General features: G+C 37.8%; 17 protein-coding genes and 2 CRISPR repeat arrays. Of the genes, 1 reads left to right on the forward strand and 16 read right to left on the reverse strand.

Features of this window, described 5'->3' with window-relative positions; genetic code table 11:
• Positions 1–781 precede the first annotated feature (781 nt).
• A CRISPR array of direct repeats spans positions 782–2149; the repeat unit is 37 nt; unit sequence GTCTTAATCCTTATTCTAATGGAAGTACCACTCTGAC.
• A gap of 125 nt (positions 2150–2274) precedes the next feature.
• The 15 genes from cas2 to H6571_09415 all read right to left on the reverse strand — a co-directional run bounded on the left by cas2 (position 2275) and on the right by H6571_09415 (position 21034).
• Positions 2275–2757, reverse strand: a complete 483-nt coding sequence (gene cas2, locus H6571_09345; protein MCB9323924.1) for a CRISPR-associated endonuclease Cas2 — start codon at positions 2755–2757, stop codon at positions 2275–2277.
• A gap of 11 nt (positions 2758–2768) precedes the next feature.
• On the reverse strand, positions 2769–3422 hold the full coding sequence (locus H6571_09350) for a hypothetical protein (protein ID MCB9323925.1): 654 nt from the start codon (positions 3420–3422) through the stop codon (positions 2769–2771).
• 476 nt (positions 3423–3898) lie between these two features.
• Positions 3899–6295: direct repeats of the CRISPR family, unit length 37 nt; unit sequence GTCTTAATCCTTGTTTTGATGGAACTACCTCTCTGAC.
• A 179-nt stretch (positions 6296–6474) separates the two neighbouring features.
• On the reverse strand, positions 6475–7185 hold the full coding sequence (locus H6571_09355) for a hypothetical protein (protein ID MCB9323926.1): 711 nt from the start codon (positions 7183–7185) through the stop codon (positions 6475–6477).
• A 36-nt stretch (positions 7186–7221) separates the two neighbouring features.
• Complete coding sequence (locus H6571_09360; GenBank protein ID MCB9323927.1) at positions 7222–7917, reverse strand: hypothetical protein; 696 nt, start codon at positions 7915–7917, stop codon at positions 7222–7224.
• A 19-nt stretch (positions 7918–7936) separates the two neighbouring features.
• Positions 7937–9262 (reverse strand): TIGR02221 family CRISPR-associated protein, encoded by a 1326-nt coding sequence (locus tag H6571_09365; GenBank protein ID MCB9323928.1) that lies wholly within the window; start codon positions 9260–9262, stop codon positions 7937–7939.
• 16 nt (positions 9263–9278) lie between these two features.
• The gene (gene cmr6, locus H6571_09370; protein ID MCB9323929.1) at positions 9279–10511 is read right to left on the reverse strand and encodes a type III-B CRISPR module RAMP protein Cmr6; all 1233 of its coding nucleotides are present in this window, start codon (positions 10509–10511) and stop codon (positions 9279–9281) included.
• A 12-nt stretch (positions 10512–10523) separates the two neighbouring features.
• Entirely contained in the window at positions 10524–10928 is a 405-nt protein-coding gene (gene cmr5, locus H6571_09375) for a type III-B CRISPR module-associated protein Cmr5 (protein ID MCB9323930.1), read from the reverse strand.
• A 35-nt stretch (positions 10929–10963) separates the two neighbouring features.
• Positions 10964–11896, reverse strand: a complete 933-nt coding sequence (cmr4, locus tag H6571_09380) for a type III-B CRISPR module RAMP protein Cmr4 (GenBank protein ID MCB9323931.1) — start codon at positions 11894–11896, stop codon at positions 10964–10966.
• A 33-nt stretch (positions 11897–11929) separates the two neighbouring features.
• Positions 11930–13528: a hypothetical protein gene (locus H6571_09385; GenBank protein MCB9323932.1), complete on the reverse strand. Its 1599-nt coding sequence runs from the start codon at positions 13526–13528 to the stop codon at positions 11930–11932.
• The gene (cmr3, locus tag H6571_09390; protein MCB9323933.1) at positions 13500–14627 is read right to left on the reverse strand and encodes a type III-B CRISPR module-associated protein Cmr3; all 1128 of its coding nucleotides are present in this window, start codon (positions 14625–14627) and stop codon (positions 13500–13502) included. The genes H6571_09385 and cmr3 overlap by 29 nt, the downstream gene beginning before the upstream one ends.
• A complete protein-coding gene (gene cas10, locus H6571_09395) occupies positions 14624–16447 on the reverse strand; it encodes a type III-B CRISPR-associated protein Cas10/Cmr2 (protein MCB9323934.1) in 1824 nt (607 codons plus the stop codon). The genes cmr3 and cas10 overlap by 4 nt, the downstream gene beginning before the upstream one ends.
• A gap of 9 nt (positions 16448–16456) precedes the next feature.
• Positions 16457–17950: a hypothetical protein gene (locus H6571_09400; protein MCB9323935.1), complete on the reverse strand. Its 1494-nt coding sequence runs from the start codon at positions 17948–17950 to the stop codon at positions 16457–16459.
• Positions 17950–19413: an AAA family ATPase gene (locus H6571_09405; protein ID MCB9323936.1), complete on the reverse strand. Its 1464-nt coding sequence runs from the start codon at positions 19411–19413 to the stop codon at positions 17950–17952. The genes H6571_09400 and H6571_09405 overlap by 1 nt, the downstream gene beginning before the upstream one ends.
• Positions 19410–20282 carry a type III-B CRISPR module RAMP protein Cmr1 gene (gene cmr1 / locus H6571_09410; protein MCB9323937.1) on the reverse strand — a complete coding sequence of 291 codons (873 nt, stop codon included), beginning with the start codon at positions 20280–20282 and terminating at the stop codon, positions 19410–19412. Before cmr1 ends, H6571_09405 begins: the two co-directional genes overlap by 4 nt.
• Positions 20283–20362: 80 nt before the next feature.
• Positions 20363–21034, reverse strand: coding sequence for a hypothetical protein (locus H6571_09415; protein MCB9323938.1), 672 nt, complete (start codon positions 21032–21034; stop codon positions 20363–20365).
• A gap of 113 nt (positions 21035–21147) precedes the next feature.
• On the opposite strand from H6571_09415, the gene H6571_09420 reads away from it, so the two are divergent.
• A complete protein-coding gene (locus H6571_09420; GenBank protein ID MCB9323939.1) occupies positions 21148–22158 on the forward strand; it encodes a WYL domain-containing protein in 1011 nt (336 codons plus the stop codon).
• Positions 22159–22407: 249 nt separating this feature from the next.
• On the opposite strand, the gene H6571_09425 is transcribed toward H6571_09420, so the two are convergent.
• A complete protein-coding gene (locus tag H6571_09425; protein MCB9323940.1) occupies positions 22408–23259 on the reverse strand; it encodes a T9SS type A sorting domain-containing protein in 852 nt (283 codons plus the stop codon).
• Positions 23260–23268: the final 9 nt, after the last annotated feature.

The raw sequence follows: 23268 nt of genomic DNA on the forward strand, positions 1-23268 counted from the left end.
CCCGACGGGCTCGTTCTTCGCAACTTTCAGGAATCAAGTTGTTTTCAGGAAACTTTATCCAAGCCCGTTCGGGCCTGTCCCGATTTAGTCGCACTTATTGCTTCAGCAATTAGTAACTGACATTACGCGTTAACTCTATTTTTAATTAAATTTAGGAAGGATTCTGATTATCCCGAAAAATGGAAATGCACAGCGGCCCAAAGAGATATAAGGCGTCAGATGGCTTCGAGGAGTGGCTTTGACTAAAAAGATTCTTATCCACAGATGCTTAAGTTATTTCAATTGCCAGGTACACGGATATCGGCGCCGCTCATCGGGGAAATCGCCTTAGATTAAACGAAAGAGCTTAAAAAAAGCTTGGATTATGCCTATCGATAATACCAGGGGGGAGCTGCCGCCTTGCATTTTCAGGCCTTTTTTCTATCTTTTTTTGGCCGGAAAAAAAGATAAATGATTCCAAAAGCTTCCCTCAAAAACAGACATTCCCAAGGCCATAAGTAACGAAGTGTTTCAAGCTCTACCTGGCGTTAGATTGGCAATTCTGACCGCATAACTTCAAGATAAGGTAATAAAGTATAATAGTGTATGTTTGCGTAACATCAGTTAGTAAGACTTTGTCGGGGTTCTAATGGAAGTATCACTCTATTGCTTTCAATGAACTTTATCCAAGCCCCTTCGGGCCTGCCCCGATTTAGTCGCACTTATTGCTTCAGCAATTAGTAAGACTTTGTCGGGGTTCACTCGCTTGAATGCCTGCCAGGCATTCACCCTTCGGGATCGCTCCCTCATCCTTATTCTAATGGAAGTACCACTCTGACGGTATACTTTTTTGGGCAGCTTATTAATTTGGGCATTGTCTTAATCCTTATTCTAATGGAAGTACCACTCTGACCCAAGGCAGAGGAACCGGAAAAGGTTAAAATTGAGGAGTCTTAATCCTTATTCTAATGGAAGTACCACTCTGACGTATATTTTCACCAACCCAAGCATCAGGGTTATGATGGTCTTAATCCTTATTCTAATGGAAGTACCACTCTGACTGCGTATTTATAGCGCATTACACGAAAATTAAAAGAAGTCTTAATCCTTATTCTAATGGAAGTACCACTCTGACGAATGGAAATATACTTAATAATATCAACTTTTGACAGGTCTTAATCCTTATTCTAATGGAAGTACCACTCTGACAAAGGACTCCGTTTATCTTAAGAGAACTTTTGTAATTAGTCTTAATCCTTATTCTAATGGAAGTACCACTCTGACGGATGAAAAATCACTTATTTGTAACCTTATTGTTGATGTCTTAATCCTTATTCTAATGGAAGTACCACTCTGACAAGTACGATACTTTCACGTACGTGTATGAAGGTATTCGTCTTAATCCTTATTCTAATGGAAGTACCACTCTGACATTTAACATTCTTTTGCTTCAACGCAGAAGGGGGACTGGTCTTAATCCTTATTCTAATGGAAGTACCACTCTGACAGGTCTGGAATTGAATACAAAAGTGAGAGCGATCTGTCTTAATCCTTATTCTAATGGAAGTACCACTCTGACGTTTTGGAATGAATTCTTTTGTTCACTACAGGAGAAATGTCTTAATCCTTATTCTAATGGAAGTACCACTCTGACTTTATTTTTAGTTGTTGTAAAACAACCCCTATTCTGGGTCTTAATCCTTATTCTAATGGAAGTACCACTCTGACGCTGACGCCTCCGGCATCCAATTCTATGATTATGGCTTGTCTTAATCCTTATTCTAATGGAAGTACCACTCTGACACCGGTCAAGTAAATGCGCTGTTTTTGGCGAATGCTGTGTCTTAATCCTTATTCTAATGGAAGTACCACTCTGACAAAAACAAAAGAAAATGGCTCAAACATCAAGTACAAGTCTTAATCCTTATTCTAATGGAAGTACCACTCTGACTTTTATTTTTATTAGTGACAAAGCAACCCCTATTTGTCTTAATCCTTATTCTAATGGAAGTACCACTCTGACTTGCAGATGCAATAAACGACATGGCAAAACGATTGGAAGTCTTAATCCTTATTCTAATGGAAGTACCACTCTGACGGCAAACTGTTGCAGATTTATTTCAAAAAAAACATGTCTTAATCCTTATTCTAATGGAAGTACCACTCTGACAGTCCTTTTTGTAATTTCTATGATAATCAACGACTTGTGTGTCGTGCAAATATTGTTGTAATCAGAAAAATATCAAAAAGGTACATCATTTTGGTGAATCAAATTTACAAAATTTGTTTCTCAAATCAAAAGAAAAGGGTGTTTTTGTTGCCTGTGATCAGGTCCAGGTCTATATTCTCGCCTATAATTTTCATGGCCCTGAGGTCATCAGAAGACACGGGCACCAGGAATATGCTGTCATGGTTGTCATAAACCTCCTGGACTTCCTTTAAGGTTTTATGTATTTCGGCATAAACCTGTCTTTGGGTATCGGCCAGGTAAATGGATTTTTGCACCCTGGTACAGCCTTTTCGAATCAGGAATTTGGCGATGTGGTTCCTGACTTTATCGTTTTCGATATCGTACATGACAAAGTATAACATTGTATCCTTTTTTTGTTCGTGTTGATCAAAAATCTGCAGTACCCGTTTTATTCGTTCATTTAAATCGGGAAGATCATCCGTTTCATCGGTTGTTTTTTGTACAGGGGTTGCCGTTTTTATTCCCGCATTTTTGATCCGGATCAGTTTTGCTTTGAAAGTCAGTTTTGGACGCTTTTTCCTGGGCATAATCAATTTTTTTAAAGTTCCAGCTCTTCTTTCAGAATTCTAAGGGCCTGACCGGCATAATTCAGGGAAGCCCCGGGGTCGTAAGAGATCATTTGTCCATATTGTTTTCGTTGGTAATACGCGAGCAATTTTGTTTCAAGGTAGTTGAATAGAGGTATTAGAGGAGCCATACATTCAGCGGATCTTCCCATACTGTAATAATTCAACCAGGATTTTAATATGGGAAATAGTTGGAATGCAACTTCCATTGGAGAACTCAGGGGAAGCTGTTTTAGTGAAGTATCAATATCCTTTTTTATCCTGGCCATGGCCTCTGGACAGGGATTAATATGCCAGCTCCATTTTTTCGTACCAAAAGGCTGCTGGCGATAGTTTATATCAAAACCCAAAAAGTGGAACGGGGTGTGCTTCGCATCCAATAACCTGCTTTTTTGTTTATTTATGGTGAGGCCGGCTCTTTTTATCTTTTTGTGAAGGTCATCCAAAAGCCTGGGTGTTATTTCAGGACCTATCAGCAAAAAATCATCGGCATACCGCACTATTTGTACTCCTTGCCTGTCGAATTTACTTCCAGGTGTGTTTATGGCATGGTCCAGGTCGTTTAAAAAAATATTGGCCAGCAAAGGAGAAATGACCCCTCCCTGCTCGTGCCTCGTAATTTTCAAGAATCAAAAGACAACTTACAACATTTCATTTCTGGTGCATTCAAGGAACTGTATTCAAGCCCCTTCGGGCCTGTCCCGATTTAGTCGCACTTATTGCTTCAGCAATTAGTAAGACTTTGTCGGGGTTCTCTCGCTTAAATGCCTGCCAGGCATTTACCCTTCGGGATCGCTCGTTCATCCTTGTTGAGCGCAGCGAAGTCCGCGACATGGAATGTCGGGATTTTGATGGAACTACCTCTCTCTTTCGTTCAATGAACTCTATCCAAGCCCCTTGGGGTTCTCTCGCTTAAATGCCTGCCAGGCATTTACCCTTCGGGATCGCTCGTTCATCCTTGCTGAGCGCAGCGAAGTCCGCGACATGGAATGTCGGGATTTTGATGGAACTACCATTCTGTTGCATTCAATGAACTGTATCCAAGCCGCTGTCGCGGTTCTCTCGCTTAAATGCCTGCCAGGCATTTACCCTTCGGGATCGCTCGTTCATCCTTGTTTTGATGGAACTACCTCTCTGACAAATTACTATGCCATTAGTAGTAGGTTACACACCTAGTCTTAATCCTTGTTTTGATGGAACTACCTCTCTGACGAATCCTACAATAGCTTTTAATCTTCACAACATACACGTCTTAATCCTTGTTTTGATGGAACTACCTCTCTGACCTACAATTGTAGGAGGTTGCGCACCACTGGATATCACGTCTTAATCCTTGTTTTGATGGAACTACCTCTCTGACAATTCCTAGGTAACTTCAAGAAGAAATTATGCAGATGTCTTAATCCTTGTTTTGATGGAACTACCTCTCTGACGATTAGCAATTCTTCTTTTGCTCAGGAAGTTACTGTGTCTTAATCCTTGTTTTGATGGAACTACCTCTCTGACTTGTGTTTTTCGCTGTGTTATTACTTTGTTTGGTAGCTGTCTTAATCCTTGTTTTGATGGAACTACCTCTCTGACAGGTTAGGAAATGCGGTTTTCATCCGTAAAATAGAAGTGTCTTAATCCTTGTTTTGATGGAACTACCTCTCTGACGTTTTGCTATTAACACTGTCACCCCTGAAGGAACTCGTCTTAATCCTTGTTTTGATGGAACTACCTCTCTGACCGGTATTGTCATCGGCATTGCGCGCAAGAGCGGGTTTGTCTTAATCCTTGTTTTGATGGAACTACCTCTCTGACGATTTTAACAAGGAATGGAGTTGGATGCCACCCATTGTCTTAATCCTTGTTTTGATGGAACTACCTCTCTGACTTTGGAACGAACAGAATATGCTTCCACGAACAACAAACGTCTTAATCCTTGTTTTGATGGAACTACCTCTCTGACACGGCAATATAAAAATTTACGACACAGAATTAAATAGTCTTAATCCTTGTTTTGATGGAACTACCTCTCTGACACCCAGAATACAATAATACTGACAGAAAGCATGGGTCTTAATCCTTGTTTTGATGGAACTACCTCTCTGACTCCGCTTTTACCCTGATCAAGCTGATCCGGCTCTCATGTCTTAATCCTTGTTTTGATGGAACTACCTCTCTGACGAAAACGGACCACTCCTACCCGGTGGGAGACAGCCTGTCTTAATCCTTGTTTTGATGGAACTACCTCTCTGACCTGAGTGCAGCTCTCATAGGAAATGACAAACCCAGTCTTAATCCTTGTTTTGATGGAACTACCTCTCTGACATTGGTGTTTTGTTCTGTTTCTATTCAGTTTTACCAGTCTTAATCCTTGTTTTGATGGAACTACCTCTCTGACTTGGCTTGTGTAGCGCAAACATTCCAAGCGAATGGAGTCTTAATCCTTGTTTTGATGGAACTACCTCTCTGACTCTTTCTGGATTTTAAATGCTGTAATTTGTATAGTGTCTTAATCCTTGTTTTGATGGAACTACCTCTCTGACATTACTATGAAAATTTGGGTAGATAAGGAAGGAAACTTTGTCTTAATCCTTGTTTTGATGGAACTACCTCTCTGACTTTATTAAAGATTTTTTAAGAAAAGAAATAGTCTTTGTCTTAATCCTTGTTTTGATGGAACTACCTCTCTGACTGAGCTCTTCAAACGTTCTTTCCTGGGTTTTTTTTCGGTCTTAATCCTTGTTTTGATGGAACTACCTCTCTGACTAAAAACTAAACTATCATGACAAAGGAACAATTAATAAGTCTTAATCCTTGTTTTGATGGAACTACCTCTCTGACCCTTCTATTAAAATCACTAAAAATAGGTTTGGGGAGTCTTAATCCTTGTTTTGATGGAACTACCTCTCTGACAATTCTTTTTGGTTCTTGGGCTACAGCAATTAGGCCAGTCTTAATCCTTGTTTTGATGGAACTACCTCTCTGACTTGACCGAATTTATGTTGGATGTTTTAGGATATTCAATGTCTTAATCCTTGTTTTGATGGAACTACCTCTCTGACTTTATATTTTTTTCATCTTATGATAAGTAAATGGTTGTCTTAATCCTTGTTTTGATGGAACTACCTCTCTGACAATAACAGAACTTTTGAAAGAAAATGCCACATCAGCGTCTTAATCCTTGTTTTGATGGAACTACCTCTCTGACTACTGCACAAGGGGGAGAGCTGGAAAGAGAGGGTCTAAAGGTCTTAATCCTTGTTTTGATGGAACTACCTCTCTGACCTTTAAAAGTAAAAGATTTAGAATTGTCAGGAAGAACCGTCTTAATCCTTGTTTTGATGGAACTACCTCTCTGACTTGCTTGGCTTGTGAAATATCTCACAAGTTCACTTTTTGTCTTAATCCTTGTTTTGATGGAACTACCTCTCTGACTGTGGTTTACATCAATAATTACAGTATAGGCGCTGAATTGTCTTAATCCTTGTTTTGATGGAACTACCTCTCTGACAGCCCTTTTTGTAATTTCTATGATAATCAGCGACTTATGTATCGTGTCCGTATTGTTATTTTTCGAAAAACATCAAAAAGGTACATCATTTTGGTTCACCAAATTTACGAAATTTGTTCCTCAAATCAAAAGAAAAGGGTGTTTTTGTTGCTGAAAATAGAGATTCAGATCAATTGTTTTTAAATTTTAAAAGCCTTTAACAGGTTGCTTTCAAGGGTGTCTTTTGAGTTGGCGGTGGATCGAATGGTTTTGAACAATTCATCCGGCAATCGTTTTGACCCGAAATAGAAAAATTTAAGCTGGCCCTTATACTGGTTGGTAAACTGGGTAATGGTTTCCAATGAGAGTTTGTCATCCTCATCATGGAAGAAAAGTACGTCAGTAAGAGCCACCGGAATGGATTCGAAATCATTGGCAGCATAGGGATGGAGTTTTTCGTTCGAAAATCCTATTTTACTCAGATAGCTGTGGATGTTTTTGTCTTTTTGAGTGTCAGAAATCACGGCCATTCTCAAATCTTTAAAGGTTTTTCGTTCTGAAACGAGGAGGGCATCAATTTTCTTTTTAGCCTGCTCTTCAACAAGTTTTGGAAGCTTCCAGAAATATAGCCATAACAACGCTAATACGGTCATCCCGGCACCTGGAAGGCCGAGGATATTCAACCGTAGTTTGAATGCTTCAAGCGCTGTAACTTTTTCTTCCAGGGTTTTAATTTTTTGGTCCAGCGCTAGAGATTCCGTATTTTTGCCAGTGGTAGCCTGGACTTCTGCAGGAGTTATTTCCTGGGTGACGATTTGTTGTGTCGTATCCAAACCAGCCATTACCAAGGTGGATTGCCATAATAAAATAACCAGGACAGATACAATGCGGATTGATTGTGTTGTTTGCATAATGGTTGTCTTTTTAGTTTTAAACGAAAGCTGTTTTTACACTCTGTACGTATTGATAAATTCCAGCATTTCCTTGGTTCTTCCATAAAGGGAAAATTGGGAATTTGCTGCATGAATCCTTTCACGGTGATCAGTAATCCAGAAGAAATACTCGCCAAAATGGATCATAAACAAAGATGTATCCCTGATCAATTGCTCCATCAGTTTGATGCGTTCCTCTATCGCTTGCTTTTTTGATGCTTCCATCTCGCTCAGCACCTTTGCATTCGGACAATAGGCTAAATGCCTGTTGTCGATGATGGCTAAGTCATAGGTCTTGTTTTCTAAATCTTCGGCAGAAGTAAAGATGTCTACGATTGTGAAATTAAGCTGATGCAAAAATGCCTTTAATTTTTGGCCTTTAGCCGGATCATTTGTAATCAATAAGATAGGATTGGTAATTTCCTGGTGGGAAAGTTTGGAGACACTTTTTATATCTTCCTGAGTCATTTTATCTATCAGGTAGAGTATGGATTCCCCGACTTTATTCAGTTCCAGGTTTGCAGTTGTGTCTTCTATCAGAGCAGCCATTTTACGGTCATACACTTCATTGTATCTACGGCATATTTGCAGGAATTCTGAATGGAGGTCCGAATCCCTGATTAACACCTCTTTTAAATTTTCAATAATGGTTTTGATCTTATTTTCAGAAAATAAGTTTTTCAAATCCCTTTTTAACGTATCTATGTTCATTTGTTAAGTTTTTGCTGATTCACTTTATGGCAAGGATTACTTTTATTTCATTGAATTTTTCCACCAGTTCAAGCCTGAAACTTTCCAGGGGTTTTTCGCTGAGGAAACCTCCGTGATTGATATCATTTCGTAACCAGGTCAGGGATTCATAGGGAGCCAGGAGCTGTTGGATGGTTTCATTTTTTAACACCATGTTGATGATTTCCACGTTTTGAGCTGCCGGATCGTACCAGTCTTTTAAGTCGATTCCTTTCTGACCAATCAATATCGCCTGGCTCATAAGGGTTCTGTGGGTTTCATTGGCAGGGTCAAGTTCTATAAATCCATTATTGTCTATGTTACAAAAATGGGTAAGCAGGCCTTCCTGAAGTTGCGTAATGCCCTGCTGGATGAGGTCGTGATCGATACACCACTGAACGGCAGATATCCAGTTGGGCATCTGCTGGTTGAAGTTTTTCAGTTTTTGTTGCAACTTATCCAGTATAGGCTGAAGCGCAGGGATTACTTTTGGGTTTTTGGAAATAGCTGCCAGGTTTTCAGCAATATGGTCGAAAGTTTTCCCTGCCATGATTTCATTTCCCCGGTTGGTGGCCATGATGCCTGATAACTGGTTTAAATTTTTTGATAGCAGCTTCAATGCTTCTAAAGGAGGGGATGTTTCTTTCGCGGAATGTACCATTGGAGCGGTTTTACCTTCCGTCAGGGCGATCATTTTGGCGGTATTGCCTGATTTGACAAAGTTATCAGCGGCAATGGACCATTCCTGGAGTTCATGAAACCCGGTCAGGTCCAGCAATGGAACGATCCTTTGTTCCGGATCCGGGATTCGCTCTTCAATATTGAATCTCGACCCAAGGGCGTCAAAAGCTCCGTAGGTGATGGCCTTCACTTTTATACCTTTTAAGGCTTTGGCGTAATTCATCAACACCATGCCCAGCATCGGCAAGGACCGGAATCCGTGGGTAATATCGAAGTAAACTTCATCGCCTTCTTCCATTTTGTTAAAGAATAATTCAAAAATTTGCCAGATTTCAGCTTCTGAGAATCCTTTGGGAACGCCGGTTATCTCCTCAATGGCCGCTTTGAGTTTCATCTGCCACAACCTGTTTTTAAGGCCTTCTTCTTCGCCAGGGTAAATTGCTCCCAGCCAGTTGTTCTTTTCGGCCTCATCGGTCAGGAAAACAAGGATGCGATCATCCGCACACCAATCCCTGCAATGCATTTCCACGACGGCCTCCTGTACAAAACGGACTACCGGGCTACGAAAACGCCGGTCCTGGTTTTCATATCGGCACTTTTGGTAGTGACTGTTGCCGAGGAAGGTTAGGAGGGTTTTGCGTGGCATGGGTGTCAGGTTTGTTTTATCTTTCTTGTTGAACCTCTCTCATGTATCCATAACCAACAGCTGTTTTGGCACCTATGCCATGGGAAGTAAGGGCAGATGTCAGCCATGCATAAATCAGGTCAAGTAAAGTATGTTCTCCACTTAATTGCATTGGGGTAGATAATTTTTCAAAACCATTCCAATTGGATAAAGCCATATTTTTTGAAACGCCAACAAAAGTTTCAAATTTGGATCCTCTGGCAACGGTTAAAAACGGAATTGGATTAGGATTTTGAAAATCGGTTGGAGCCGTTTTATTATTGTACCATTCAGGATAATGTACATTCATAATATCTACCTCCAAATTTGGAGCTTCCACCGGGAAGGCATCAAAAAACTGAGCATTTCCTTTTTGGTGTTGTTCATTGTAGCTTTTCTCGTCGCTTCCAAAGATATATACAAAAAGCGGGTTTTTCAAAGCTCTATCTTCTGCATGCTTTAAATCAACTTTCCCTTCTGCCAGGTCAATTGAAAATATTTCAGTTATAATCCAGCTTCTCAAAGTTCCCTTAATAGAAGTGGCCGGAATATAGGGAAATCCGTACACGTGATGTAAAGTCATTCCAGTTTCATATACTGATGCACCTCCTCCTCCGACACCAACAACCATGCGCCAATCAGGATGCAGGCGAATTTTTTTATAGTTATTTTTAAACAAGGACTTCATTAAATTTTCATGCCTTGATTTAATTGCATCAAATTTTTTCGGATCTCCAAAATTTGCACTGATTTCAAATTTATGCCCGGATTCACTTCCATCCTTTCTCCGGCGATAGTCGTTTTTATAGAAGTAGAATTTACCAAATTTGTTATCAGGAATGAATCTGGCTGCCTTGTATAGTTTCAGCGAAAAATTATCAATATCATGAATGGGCAAATTTCTTACTTCTTTTGGTAGGAAGGTATCACGTAAATTCAGGCTATCATCGATTCTTCCCCTTGGATGATCATTCCTTTGTTGCTGAACATGTTCAACATTTCGAATGGGTAGATGTTTAGGAGGTTCTTGACGTAAAATATTATTTCCATCAACGATGATTTTTGTGATCTTGCCAGAAACCATTTCATATTCACAGTCCTTCCCGTCAAGACTGGTGTCAGGAAGGCCTACGTATGAAAGGGGCATTGGGGCTTTACCATTGAGCCGATCAAGTTCAACTACTACTCTCCCTTTATTTGATTTGTAAACTTTTAATACTCCTTTTGCCATGATATTATGCTTTTAAGACTTCTTTTTATCAATTAATCCTTCTGTGAATCGGCGATGCCAATTCATAAAAGCAAGGACTTCATTGGTAAGCGCCCGATAAGTATTGGAATCCAATTCAAGGACTTTTTCTAAAAAGTCCTTTTTATCATTTGTTGGTAATTCAATAATTCCTTTTTCATCTTTTCGTAACCAGTCAATGATATCTTCCAGGATTCTGTTATAAGCAGCTTTTTGTTTGGATAGGATAAAAGCCAGTGATGCTCCAAGACCACTGGTTTTTACCATGGTGGGGAATTTTTTCGAATAGGATTTATATTCATCAAGGTCCTTTTTTTCTTTCACAAAAGCCTTAACCCTTCTGAATGCTTCAGTGGCCCTTCCTTGTTCAACTTTTTTACGTAATGACAATTCGCTCATGACTACTTTTTTTAATGGATGATATAAAGGAGTATTTAAGATATAAGCTTCGCCCTTAAGACACCTTTTCCTAAGGTTGCATTTCCACCAAGTTGGAAGATATTGTTTAATTTTCCTAAAACAGATTGAAACTCTTCCATGGACTTTTCACTCGTGAATTTTTCTTCGGTGGACCGTTTGGAGAATTCATCTGAAGAGGAAACCAAAGTATACATGATAGATTCTGAAGGCAGATATTCTTCTGTAAATAAAGCCCCATCTTCTACTGTCCCCGTTTCATTATTAATCCGTATCCGCGTAATTACTTCCGTGGATTGGACCACAAAATCACGAAAATCATTATTGGATAAAACGACAAGATTTGTTTCAAGTAATTCTTTCCAGTAGGCTAGTTCGGGTAGGTCACCATAGATTTTTTGTGAAAGTGAAGAGGCAAGGTCTGAAATTCCACCATCAATTTTAAAAGCATATTCCTCCAGGACGACGTTATTGTTTATTCCCACTTTATCTGTATTGGCAAAACAATGGCCATCTTCAATTTCAACAGTAGACCAGGTTTTTAGAATATTGGAAAGCGATACATTTTTGGCAATCCTCAAATCCTTGGCAAAACGATTCATAACGGTGGGGCAGGAGACCCATACAAATACTCCTTTCATCGACTTAACAGGGAAAAGGAGCGTCCGGGCATCTGTCACTGCCAGAGAACCTGAATGTGCATCATTTCCGGCATCTTCCGGCCCGAATAACAATTTTACAATTGGATTTTCAGGTTGTTTGGGCTTCCATCCCAAAATAGCTTCAAAAGCTTCTCGAAGAGAGCCCTTTAAAGAAGAGGCTTCTATCTTTGGATAATCGGTATGTCGTTCTCTTTGAATAGGAAGATCTACCATACCTAAATCATCGCCGCTCCCTGCATGTAAAGGGGTCTCGCAAATTAGAAAAAGAGGTTTTGTGGTTTTAAACATTGTATTTCTTTTTAGTTATTAATTATTTTCGGGTTAAAGTTCTTCCCATGTCCAGTCTTCAAATTTTCCCTTGTAAAAACTTTCTGTAACATCAATTTTATTGTCATCAAACTTTGCCAAAATGTTGACACCAAGGCATCTGAATCTGGATTTATCCTTAATTTCAGGATCCTGGTTTAGCTTGTTTAAATGTTTGATAACTTTAGCCAGATTTTCATTTACAAAAGGTTCTGTATCATTAATCCCTTTAAAAACAAATCGAAAAACGACGAACAATGTTTCTAAAAAAGCATAGTTCATTGCCAGGATTCTTGCTTTTAATTGGAGGTAATAATCACCTTTTTTATCAATCTTATTCGCATATCCTTCTGCTGCGGAAAAGGCCTTTGATTCCAGCCAAACGCCATATTTGGCATTGTCTTTTTTATTTAGAAAAACGTCAATGTCTCCTACCTGGACCTTGTTATCATCTAGGATAAAATATTTATCTAATTTTGGAATTGTTAGCCCGATGCAATAATCTTTTGTCAGATCATTCCGGTCATCTAATGTGAAGTATTTAAAAAGTAGGTGCTCCATGATAAAACCTCTGTTGCTTTCGGTCATCACGCTAAAATCTTTTATCATACTGCCTAATGCACTTGGCCTTAAGAATTGACCCAAATGATCCCAAGAAAGGAGCTGATAATTGATCAAAGAATTTAGGATTTTGTTAACCTCATAGGGTAGTTTTAGGCTAGTTATTAATTGCTTGGAATCCTCATCCTTTCCAATAAATTTGTTGTTTTTAAACTCCAGTTTTTGATTGAACCATAACTGCCCAACCATTTTTATGGAGGGATTTTCTAAAAAATTTCTTTTAAGAAAGGGTTTTACAGCTTCAACTACGGCCCAATCGAAAGTAAAGGGTAGGTTTCCTATTGTGACTAAATCTGAACTATTTTCATAATTATAAATTAAGGGTACTTGCTCAATTTGCCCCAGTAAAGTCACGATGGGTATTATGGCTTTATACCCTCCGGAAATATTGAGGATAATTCCGGAACTTTTTCCTCTTGCAGTGTCAATGATTTGTTTGATTCTTTCAATCAAATTCAGAAACCCTGCTTCAAAAAAATTAGGTTGCTGAAATTCCTCGTGAAGGGCTGGGTTTTGAACCACCAATCCCTTAATTATATCATGCTGATAATCAGGGACGAAATCACAAAGGCCTGGATGTAAATAATTGAACATATCCCGAATCTGTTCAGCTGCAATTCTCGAAAGAACAGTATCGGTTGCAATAAGCCGTAAATTGAAATTAGCATAATCTCCTCCATTTTCTTTAATATAATGGACGGTACTTTGTATCTCAGCGGAAGGATAATAAGGGTTACCTTCTTGATCTATTGTAATATTTACCCAATTTCCAAGGTTCCTGATTATTTCCTTTGCCAGCGTTGAATTGGAGGTTTCATAGGTTTCTGCAGGGGCCGACTCCTCTTCAATTCCCTTAAGCTGAATTTTTTTATAGCGCCTTTCACCCAATACATTAAACCCATCCGTTAAATGATTTTTCAAGAGGGAAGTTCCAACCGTTATGATAATTGTAGTTTTCATTTTTTTAAATTTTAGGAGGAGTAAAATTTCCAAAATAGGAGATTCCAAATCCTTGTTCAGGAAGTTGATCAGATACACTTATGCCTTGAAGTGCTTGAATTTCTTCTGGTGAGTGTTCTGTTTTAAATAAGTAAACACTTCCTGCAGGAATAACCTGATACATATTTTTAGGTTTTCTTTTGGCCATATCAAAACCACCAATGGATTTTGTTTTTCCAATGATGGCACCGACCAATTCAGCTTTTATATTTATTCCTGCTTTGGACAAGTCGGGGAACCAGCTATTATTAGTGAAAATAGCAGGGGTGGCAAGGTATAGTTTGAAATATCCCTTCTTCAAAATAATTTCATCCGGTTGAATTGTAACCTCCATTATTTCTCGTTCATCAAGGGATACCAAGCGTCCTTCTCCGCCAAGCTTAACCATTGATTCTTTTAATTCACTTAATTCCAGATCTTGCTTTTCAATCCTTACAAAGAGTTCAAGTTGTCTGTCTTTTTCGGACGAATCTTTAAAAGACTTGAATCGAGTCATTCCAACCCGGTACAATTTACCTTCTTCTGTCGTTCTGGTTAATCCATCCCTCCCTATTCCAACTTTGGCCTCAGTAACTGTGTAATCGGTCATCTTTTTTATTTTCACCGAACTTGTTTCATTGGCCAGGTAGTTTTTCAATAAACTATCCGACAAAAGTCCATTGTCAATGTTTTCATAAAATTTATCATGGTCCCCTTGGATTAAGAAAGGGATTTGGTATTTAGAATGAGAGGAAGTTATTGTGTTTTGTATTGGATTCAATCTGACGACGTCATAGTATTTTTCATTCTTTTCATTTTGTTTTTGCCACTCTTCTTTGTTTTTTAGTTCTGAAAAATCAAGAGGCATAGGTAAAAAAACTTCATCCCCGATTCCAAAAGTCAAACCTTTTATGACCAAATCCTTCATTTTTTCTTCCACCTCGATAAAAGGAATTTCCTTTCCTGCTCTTGTCGCACAAAATGTACGCAGAGCACCATATATTACTGAAAGGTGTGGAGGAAAATTACTGTCGGCCCAGGTTTCTTCTCCCATGGAAAAAGGTTTGCCATCTCTGAAGAAAAGTGTATCCAGTGGTTTTATTTCGATATTCATGATTTTTCAGTTTTTCTTTTAATAAAAAGAGTAATTTTGAGGAGTTCGATAAAGTTATAAATGGGAACCTCCATTAAATCATTCTCTGAATATTTATTCATAAGCGGTTTTAGATGATCCAAAATTTCATCCACCAATTGTTCAGGTTTATCCTTTTGCAAAGACCTCTTTAAAAGTCTTTTCATTTCATGTTCTGCAAGAGATACCAGCATGAGGTTATGAAGTTCTCCTTCAAGTAATCGTCCATTATTATCAGCAAGTTGATAAAGTTCTCTTTCAAGATTTCGGATAAATGTTTCTGAAAAATTGGAGGTTGAATTTGGTTCCGGTTTAGTCAAATGTTTGACAACTGCCTCAAGATGAATCAGATTTTGTGATTCATTGTTTTTCAGATCCCAGGGCAAAATGGCTTCATGTGCTTCGCCTGAATGTTTTAAAGCAGCAATGGCAAGACGGTTTCGGCCTTCATCTTTTGCCTTTTTTTCCATTTCCCGGGTTTTTTGAAGCACAAAATGGAGTGGAGATTTATAATGCGCAATGACAACTCCCGCCGAGAAGGTAAAATCAAATCCTTCTGTAATTTGATCTTTGAATTTTGTTTTTACTTTTTGATTAACATCGACTTCAAAACTATTTCTCAAATCCTTTAATACTTCGAATAATGCGTTTAAATTAATAAGCCCGAGGAAATCATCTCCACCGGCATAAATGGTTTTACCTTTGGGTTCATTTAGAAATTGTTTACTTTTTTTTGCAAACTTCCCCAGTAATTCGGAAACATTTTCCTGAAAAAATTCTAATTCATGTTGATGTTCCTTTTTTAAATATTTCCCGCCCATTATTTGCCCCATGTGATCTCCGTCAAATACAATTAATGCATAATATTTGGGAAGTTCCTTTTCTCCAAAGATCCGTTTATGGTGTTCTGTAATGGAGTCCAAACCAGTAGCCTCCAATACTTTTTTCAATCCATGTTTTTTAAAATATTTTTCAGTTAAATTTTCGGCATAACATAGTTGTTCATCAAACAGACGACCACCATTAAAGAGAAGTTTGTAACTATTATATTCTGATTCATTAATGTGTTCTTTCAAATAATGGGATAAAGCAATGCCTGCTGTAGAAACAAATGACGGTTTTTTAAAGAAGTCATCACTATAATTCCTTTTCATGAAGGAAACTGCACTTAATCCTTCATTTTCATTCATCCATGAGTCATCTGTGTCTAATTCAATACCTCCGTTGAAATTGGAATATATTGATTTGGAACCCTCACCAAAAAACAAAGCATTATTGACTCCATCCAGGCTACATTTTCGCCCTTTTTCAGGAATTTGATTGAAAGACCTTATATTCTTTATCCCCCCTAATGAAGCTTCAATTTTGTGATAGGCATCATAATAACTGACATCCTCGGGATAAAAAAGCCAAAATATTTCAAGATGATTTTTTACTTGTTGATCATAATTTTTCCTGAAATCAGGGGTGATTTTTGATTTGGTCAGCCTGATTTTTTTCAAAGCCTGATCCGAAATATCATTAAAAGATAATCTGACCGATTCCTCAATTTTGTTTCCAATTTCTGCCAATTTCTGATCATCACTTTCTGCTATTTTACCAACAAATCTATTGGGGAGTGATTCCACTCCTTCAACCACTTGAGGTACAATAATTTTGATACCTTCTTGTCTAGCTGTTTCCATGGCCACATTACAAAGTCTGGAAAGTATTTTACTCCCTGCATACAAGTCTAGGTTTTTCCGTGCCTGGGCAATAAAGGATTGTACGGGGCCGATGGTGAAAAGGAATAGGTTATTCATTATTTTATTTTATTTTGATTGGCTTTCGAAAATCATATCTGGTTTTGATAGTAATTCTTTAATTCTATTGTTAATTTGGTTAAAGATATTTGTACTTGGAAGTTCAAACCACTCAATCCATTTATAAAAAATTTTTGTATTTTCTTCATAGCCAAGCTGCACTTCATCCAGATAACTCAGATGTTTTTTAAAATAAAGCTCATTTTTATTTAAATCATCATGAATTTGTTCGTTTCGAGGATGGTTAATTGGAAGATATTCAGTACATATTTTTTTTAATTCCCCCTTCTCTTCTTCGTCGAAGCAAATAGAAAAAGTATCAATAATCTTTCTGTGTAATTCATTCTTTAATTTCTCCTGATCATCTAGTGCCTTTTTTATTTTATCCTTAATTTTTTGGATACCAAAAGGCACTCCTTTTTTATTAACATCCTTATCTGCTCCTATCGCTTTTAAGTAGGCTTCCATGAATTTTTGAATATTAACAATGGCGTTGGCATAATTTCTGGTATAAATCAAATCTAATTGGGCCTTTGAGAGTAGTCGCATTAACCCAAGAAAGGTTTCTTCATCTTTTATGATAACCCCTTCAAATTTTTTATAAGATTTCAATAGTTGCTCTTCTATTTTAAGAGGCTCTATTAAAAAATGCCTATGTGTCCAGTTAAAATTAGTGGTATTTTCATATAATTCTTTTGCGTAAGTTAATGATGAAGACAGAATTAGCTGTCCATATTCTTTTAATTTATCACTTGCTCTTGCGTAATTATATTCATTTAAGAGTTCTTCAATTGCATTGAATAAAAAGAACATTTTTGGTAAGAGATAATTATTGTTAATAATTAAATCGAATTCATGAATTTTATTTTTTATTATTTTAGATCTTTCTTCGTCTACAATATTCGAGTTTTCCAATACAAAATTCTTAAGAATCTTATAACTGTCACTTGTTTTAATGTAAGTGGATCTAACTGCTAATAAACTTGAAGAAACTGTATCCTTTAAAAAGTTTATAAAATCGTCTTTTACGAAGTCCAAGTAACTTTGGGGTGTTAAAACTTCTTTGTTAATTCTATCTTTTAATTGAATTAAAAGATAGAGATTATTTTTTGTTGAATTGTATGCTTCGTTGATTGCATCACCAAATTCGGCGTGTAATGAGTTATAAATGAAATCTAATGAATATCTTCCTTTTTGTGTGAGCGACTTTATCTCAATGCAATTTGATTCTGTTTCTAAGTAGAAAAAATTTTCTTTTAAATCACAACTGTCAAGGAAAAAAAGTATTTCTTCTTCATTATAATGGCGTGATTTTAAAGTATTATTTAGCTTTTCATCAATTAGAAAAGCGTTTTCATAATTATGTTTTCCATTTTTAAAATAAAGGATTCTATTTGAAGCAATGATATCTGAAACAAAACAATATGCAGTTAAATTTTTTAAAAGGTTTTCAACTCCTTCCGTATATCCGAAATAACATTGTTGTCTTTCAAGTTTTCTCATTACCAACTTTCCTTTAATGTTTCCAACCTGTTTTTTAATATTATTCTAAAAGTGCTCTCGTCTGGCAAAAGGAGATGTATCATATTAAATGAATTTTCAGCACCTATTATATCTTTGATCTTACAAGCATCATAAAATTCATCAACAAGCTCTAAATATTTTTTCCCGTAGTGTTGTTTCAATCCTAAATGAGATAATATTTGTTCTATTTTCCAACCTCCTAATGGAGGGATTTTTGTTAGATTTCCGGCGTTTAATCTATAAATTATTCCATTTACTCCTTGTAATACTATTGGACTATGAGTTGTAATAATGAATTGAACTTTTGGAAATAAATCCATAAGTTTTGGTAAGATTTTGCTTTGCCATTTAGGATGTAAATGCAAGTCTATTTCATCAATTAATACGATTCCTTTACCTTGTAACAATGGATTATTATCTGTCACTCCAGACATTCCTTTTAATTTGGGATTTGCAGTAATTAACCGCATCGCTAAATCAGAAACTAAGGCAAAAAGATTTTTTTCTCCTGAAGACATTTGTGAAATGTCAATTGTTTCTTTTTCAAAATGTGAATCTTTCAAAATAACCTTGTCTATTACCAAGGCTTCGTAGCTGGTATGGTAATCAATTCTAAGATTTTTAAAATATTGCTCAGTATCACTAAATACTTCAATAATGGCATTGTTTATTAGATCTATCTCGTATTGGATTTGTGTAATTAATCCAACTTTATACCTTCTATTGTACCAGTCAAAAAAATCGTTGAATGTAAATCGCCCTGGAATTAGAGAACCCCTATATATTTCTTTAAATCTATCATCCATAAGAAAATCTGAAGTGGAGTCCTCAAAGTTGGTGTTGATTGAGTTGCCGCCATAATAAACGAGAATAGGCAAGCTATCTTCCCCATCATTTCGAAAAGATTTATGAAAATCTATATAAAAAGCAGTAAAGGCGTCTAAACTCTCATTCGAAAGTTCTTTTTTTGAGGCATGGCTTAATTCTTTTTTTATGTTGGGAAGAAATGAGGTTCCTTCTTTTTCAATTTTGTTAATATTCAACCCAATTATTGAAGTCGCGGTTATTTGCCTATTAAAAAAATCTGGTTCATTTTCCGGGACTTGATTATTATTTTCATTTTCTTCTTCTTCAAATTTTGGATAAGTAAGAAGAAAATTTGCCTTTGTATTAGAAATTAGAGTTCCATTTTTTATATCAGACTTTTTAAAATTAGATTTTGGAGAATCGTCTAATAATATGTGTTGTAAAAAAAAACGTAAATGTTCCGATATTACATCTAAAATTGTGCTTTTTCCAGCACCATTATCTCCAATAATAGCTGTTAAACGTTCATGGAAATTAAGCTGCAATGACGTAAATCCTCGAAAATTTTGTAATCTGATTTCATCTAATCTTATATCATATCTATTAGGCTCTATTATATCTTTAGGGGTCATCATAAAATACTGTTTTTAAATTCTTCCTGTAAAACCGGATCGATATTTCTATGAGATCGGTCAGGTACGGTATTTAATGTTGTAATAATGGGACGGAGTTCATTATTGGCTTCAAGGGCTGAAACATAAATTGGCGATGCGAACCGTCCTCTGAAGGCGTGTCCGATGGAAGGCTCATATGAATATTTATTGTCCTCATCAAATTTAAAGTCATGCGTTTTTTGACTTATGTGTTTTACCAAATTTGGGTGGTTTGTTTTGCCAATTTCTATCGATTGTACCCATGGATACAATTCCATTCTACCGCTGAAGTTATTATAAATTCCACTTGGTTTAAGTAAAAAGTGTTTGGACAGTTCCGATATATAGTGGTGAATTCCCTCTAAATTTTGAGGCATATTAAACAAAGCTTCATCCTCTTTTAATATCTTAACACTGCCCATGCCTCTCCTTACTCGCTTACCAAAACCACCTAAAACACAGGTCAGGATAAATAAGGATCGGAATGTTTCCCTTTGGTTTTTATCCATAAACATTAAACAGATCTTAAAATGCTCCCCTGTTTCAATGGCATTCTGAGTCATAAATCCTTTATGTGGCACAGGTTTTCCACCATGGTCAATCTTTAAATTTTCCACAAAAGGCACTTGAATTATCAATTGACTTCGGTTAGATTTTTTATCACCTGTGCCTCCAAACAATTCGCCTTCTGTTTCTTTTAGTTTATTTAACCCCAAATGCCCATTCAAAGCCCGCCACCAAAACCTCAAAGCCCCCTTAATACTAGGCGCCCTCAATTCCGGAGTCTGTCCATCCGCTCCTGCCAAAAACATAGGCGTTATCGTTTCACATTCAAATGTTATTTTTTCCATTTTTCCATTGTTTTATTTTATACAAACCCAAGATCCCTCGCTCACTCGCCACTTTAGTCTTTAACCTTTAGTCTTTTACTTTAATCTTTTATTCCCTTCACAATCCCAAATCCCACACTACTCCCCTTACCAATCCCCACATAATCCGGCAGGGATACATTGCTCTTAAAATTCACGGAAATGCCCAAAAGGTTTCTTCCCTTGAATTCCAGCTCGCGCATCTGTTTTATTTTGGTGATCTCCACGATGAGTTTGTCCTCCACAAACCACTGGATGCCTTTGGCCATGGACAGCAGGTTGCCGGTGAGGATCTTGTTGAGCATTTCCAACTGTTCTTTCTCTGTTTCCAGGGAATCGTAAAGGGCGTGGTTCTTTTGATTGAGTGGCAGCCAGTTGAGCAGGGAGTAATGGAACAGGTTATTCCATGTTTGTACCTGGTGGTAGTGCATTTTGATGTCCTCAATTTCAAAGCAACGCACCTCGTGGCCTATCCGCAAATCCATATTCTGGTTTTGCAGGAGGTAGTGGATATCGTCCGTACCTTCGTTGAGGCAGATGATGCTCGCCTTTTTTTCGGTGACTTTGTACTGTATCAGCGGGTAGCGATACAGGAATCCTTTTTCTTCCTGGTGGTTGTGAAAAAGGCTCGATTCTCTTTGGGTTTTTTCGATAACGGCCGCCCTGAAAAAGGGGATTTCGTTAGGGAACACGTTTTGAGAGAACCGGATACTGAGGTATCTGATCTTTGGCATGTTATTCGGGTTTTAAGGGTCCCTTGTGCGTTCAAGATTATTATACGGATACAATAATAAAATTGTTTCACGCAATGTATTTGCGTTTTTAGTATTTTTGTAAAAAAACATCTATGCCCAAAAACAAATCTGCTGCCTATCGGTACCGACTCATAGACAGTGCCCTCCGTAATACGGGTAGGAAATGGACCTTTGAAGCCTTACTCGATTATGTTCAGGAGAAACTTTACGAAAACTACGATGTCCAGGGGTGCAGCCAAAGAACCCTCGAAAACGACATTGCCCTCATGAGGAAAGCTTCTCCCGAAGGGTTCAACGCTCCCATAAAGCGGGCTAAAGGATACATATTTTATGCTGATCCTGATTATTCAATTCACAACCAGCCACTTATCGAAAGTGATATAAAAACTTTACAGGCAGCACTTGATGTTTTGGAGCAGTTTAAAGGTTTACCTCATGCGGGACAAATTCTGCAAATAGTAGAAAAAGTGAAAGGCGTTCTTAAAATGCCCGAAAAGACGCGGTCCGAGAATATTATTTTTTTCGAACACAATGATGACCTGGTGGGGCTAAACTGGTTGGAGCCGCTTGTTAACCAGATCCGGAATAAAAATGAGCTGAAAATAATTTATCATCCTTTTTATGAAGAAAATTCGAGTGAGCTCATTTTCCATCCATTTTTTTTGCAGGAATTTAATAACAGATGGTATGTTATTGGATTGAATGTCAATGAAAATATTAACTGGGTGCTGGCCCTGGACAGGATAAAGGAATTAGCGCCCACAGGAAAAAAGATAACTTCATCCGGCCCCGTTTCCGGGGGGAAATATTTTGAAAACGTAATTGGGGTCACCATACCCAATGGCCACCCTATTGAAACCATTAAATTGAAACTGTCTTCCCTGAGAGCACCTTATGTGGTTACCAAACCTATGCACCACTCTCAAAAGGTCCTGGCCACCGAAACTTCAGGAGCCGTGACCATTGAACTCAAAATGATCTTAAACCGGGAACTTAAAGCCGAATTACTCAGTTTCGGACCTGATATCGAGGTTTTATCACCGGAAAGACTACGGGAAGAGATGAAGTCTTTATTGGAGCAGGCCGGCAAATTGTATGGGTGATTGTTGTTCGGGTTTAATAAGTCTGTTTAAAAAACCCTTTTTGAATATACATAATGATAAAGAAATCCATAAACCCTTTTTCGGCAACGATTGCTATTGGATTGGAGTCGGGCTATGACAATGCATATTCTGATCTCACAGGTTCTTTGGCATGGCCTTCCACAGGCCATAGTCCGGGAACCTAACCGCATTTATGTCTGACCCGATTTTGACGATTGAAATGATCCCGCTAAAAAAACAGATAGGTGTCTATTTTTCAGAAAGGTGGATGATTTTTCTACTCAAAAGAATGTCCCGGCCAATGATCTTCATCCATAAAATCCCCATGGGCAATCCGTCCATTTCCAGACTGATATGGCTGGAAAACACAGGTTTCTCCACCAACAATTCCCCCGTTAACGACCTTATTTCAAGCAATACAGGATAGGTAATCGACGGAGTCTTTATTGCTATGTTTAAATTATCCCCGGCCGGATTGGGGTAAACCAAAACGGCATCAGAAGGCACAACTTCGGCTACCTCATTCACTTCATCACAATCCACTATTTCATACCCGGAAATATAGGAGTACCCTTCACAATTGATTGAAGGGCCCGAAGAATACATGCCAAAACCTTCAATAAATCCTTCACATGGGGCGCAGCCGAAATCTATAAATTTTGCGGTCTGCCCCCAGAATTCTATATACCGGACGGTATCAACCACCTGCTGGCCCCAACCGTTGTGTAAGAAAAAAGTATCTCCCTGTTCAAGCGTATAATCGATGAGCAGCAATTCTTCCAGGTTCTCATCGGCTTCCGGAAGAAAGTAGATCTTCCTTTCCGAGGTGTCTTCCCTGACATACGATACGGCCCCGCATTCATTCAGTCCTGTGGAAGAGGTTCCTCTAAGCAAGACGTATTGCTTTTCGTTGATTTCAACCGTATCGCAGGTCACCAAAAGGTATCCGTAATTGTAATTATTCATTCCAGCACCGATCTCGATTTCCCATTTCGCCCCTGGTTTGAGGGTGGGATCATAGGCCGTCTGGCCATAAAGGATATTTAAAGACCAGAAGATCAATACTAAAAATAAAAAATAATTTTTGCCCGTAAATTTCATAAGCCATGA

This window comes from Lewinellaceae bacterium (assembly GCA_020636105.1).
Taxonomy (GTDB): domain Bacteria; phylum Bacteroidota; class Bacteroidia; order Chitinophagales; family Saprospiraceae; genus BCD1.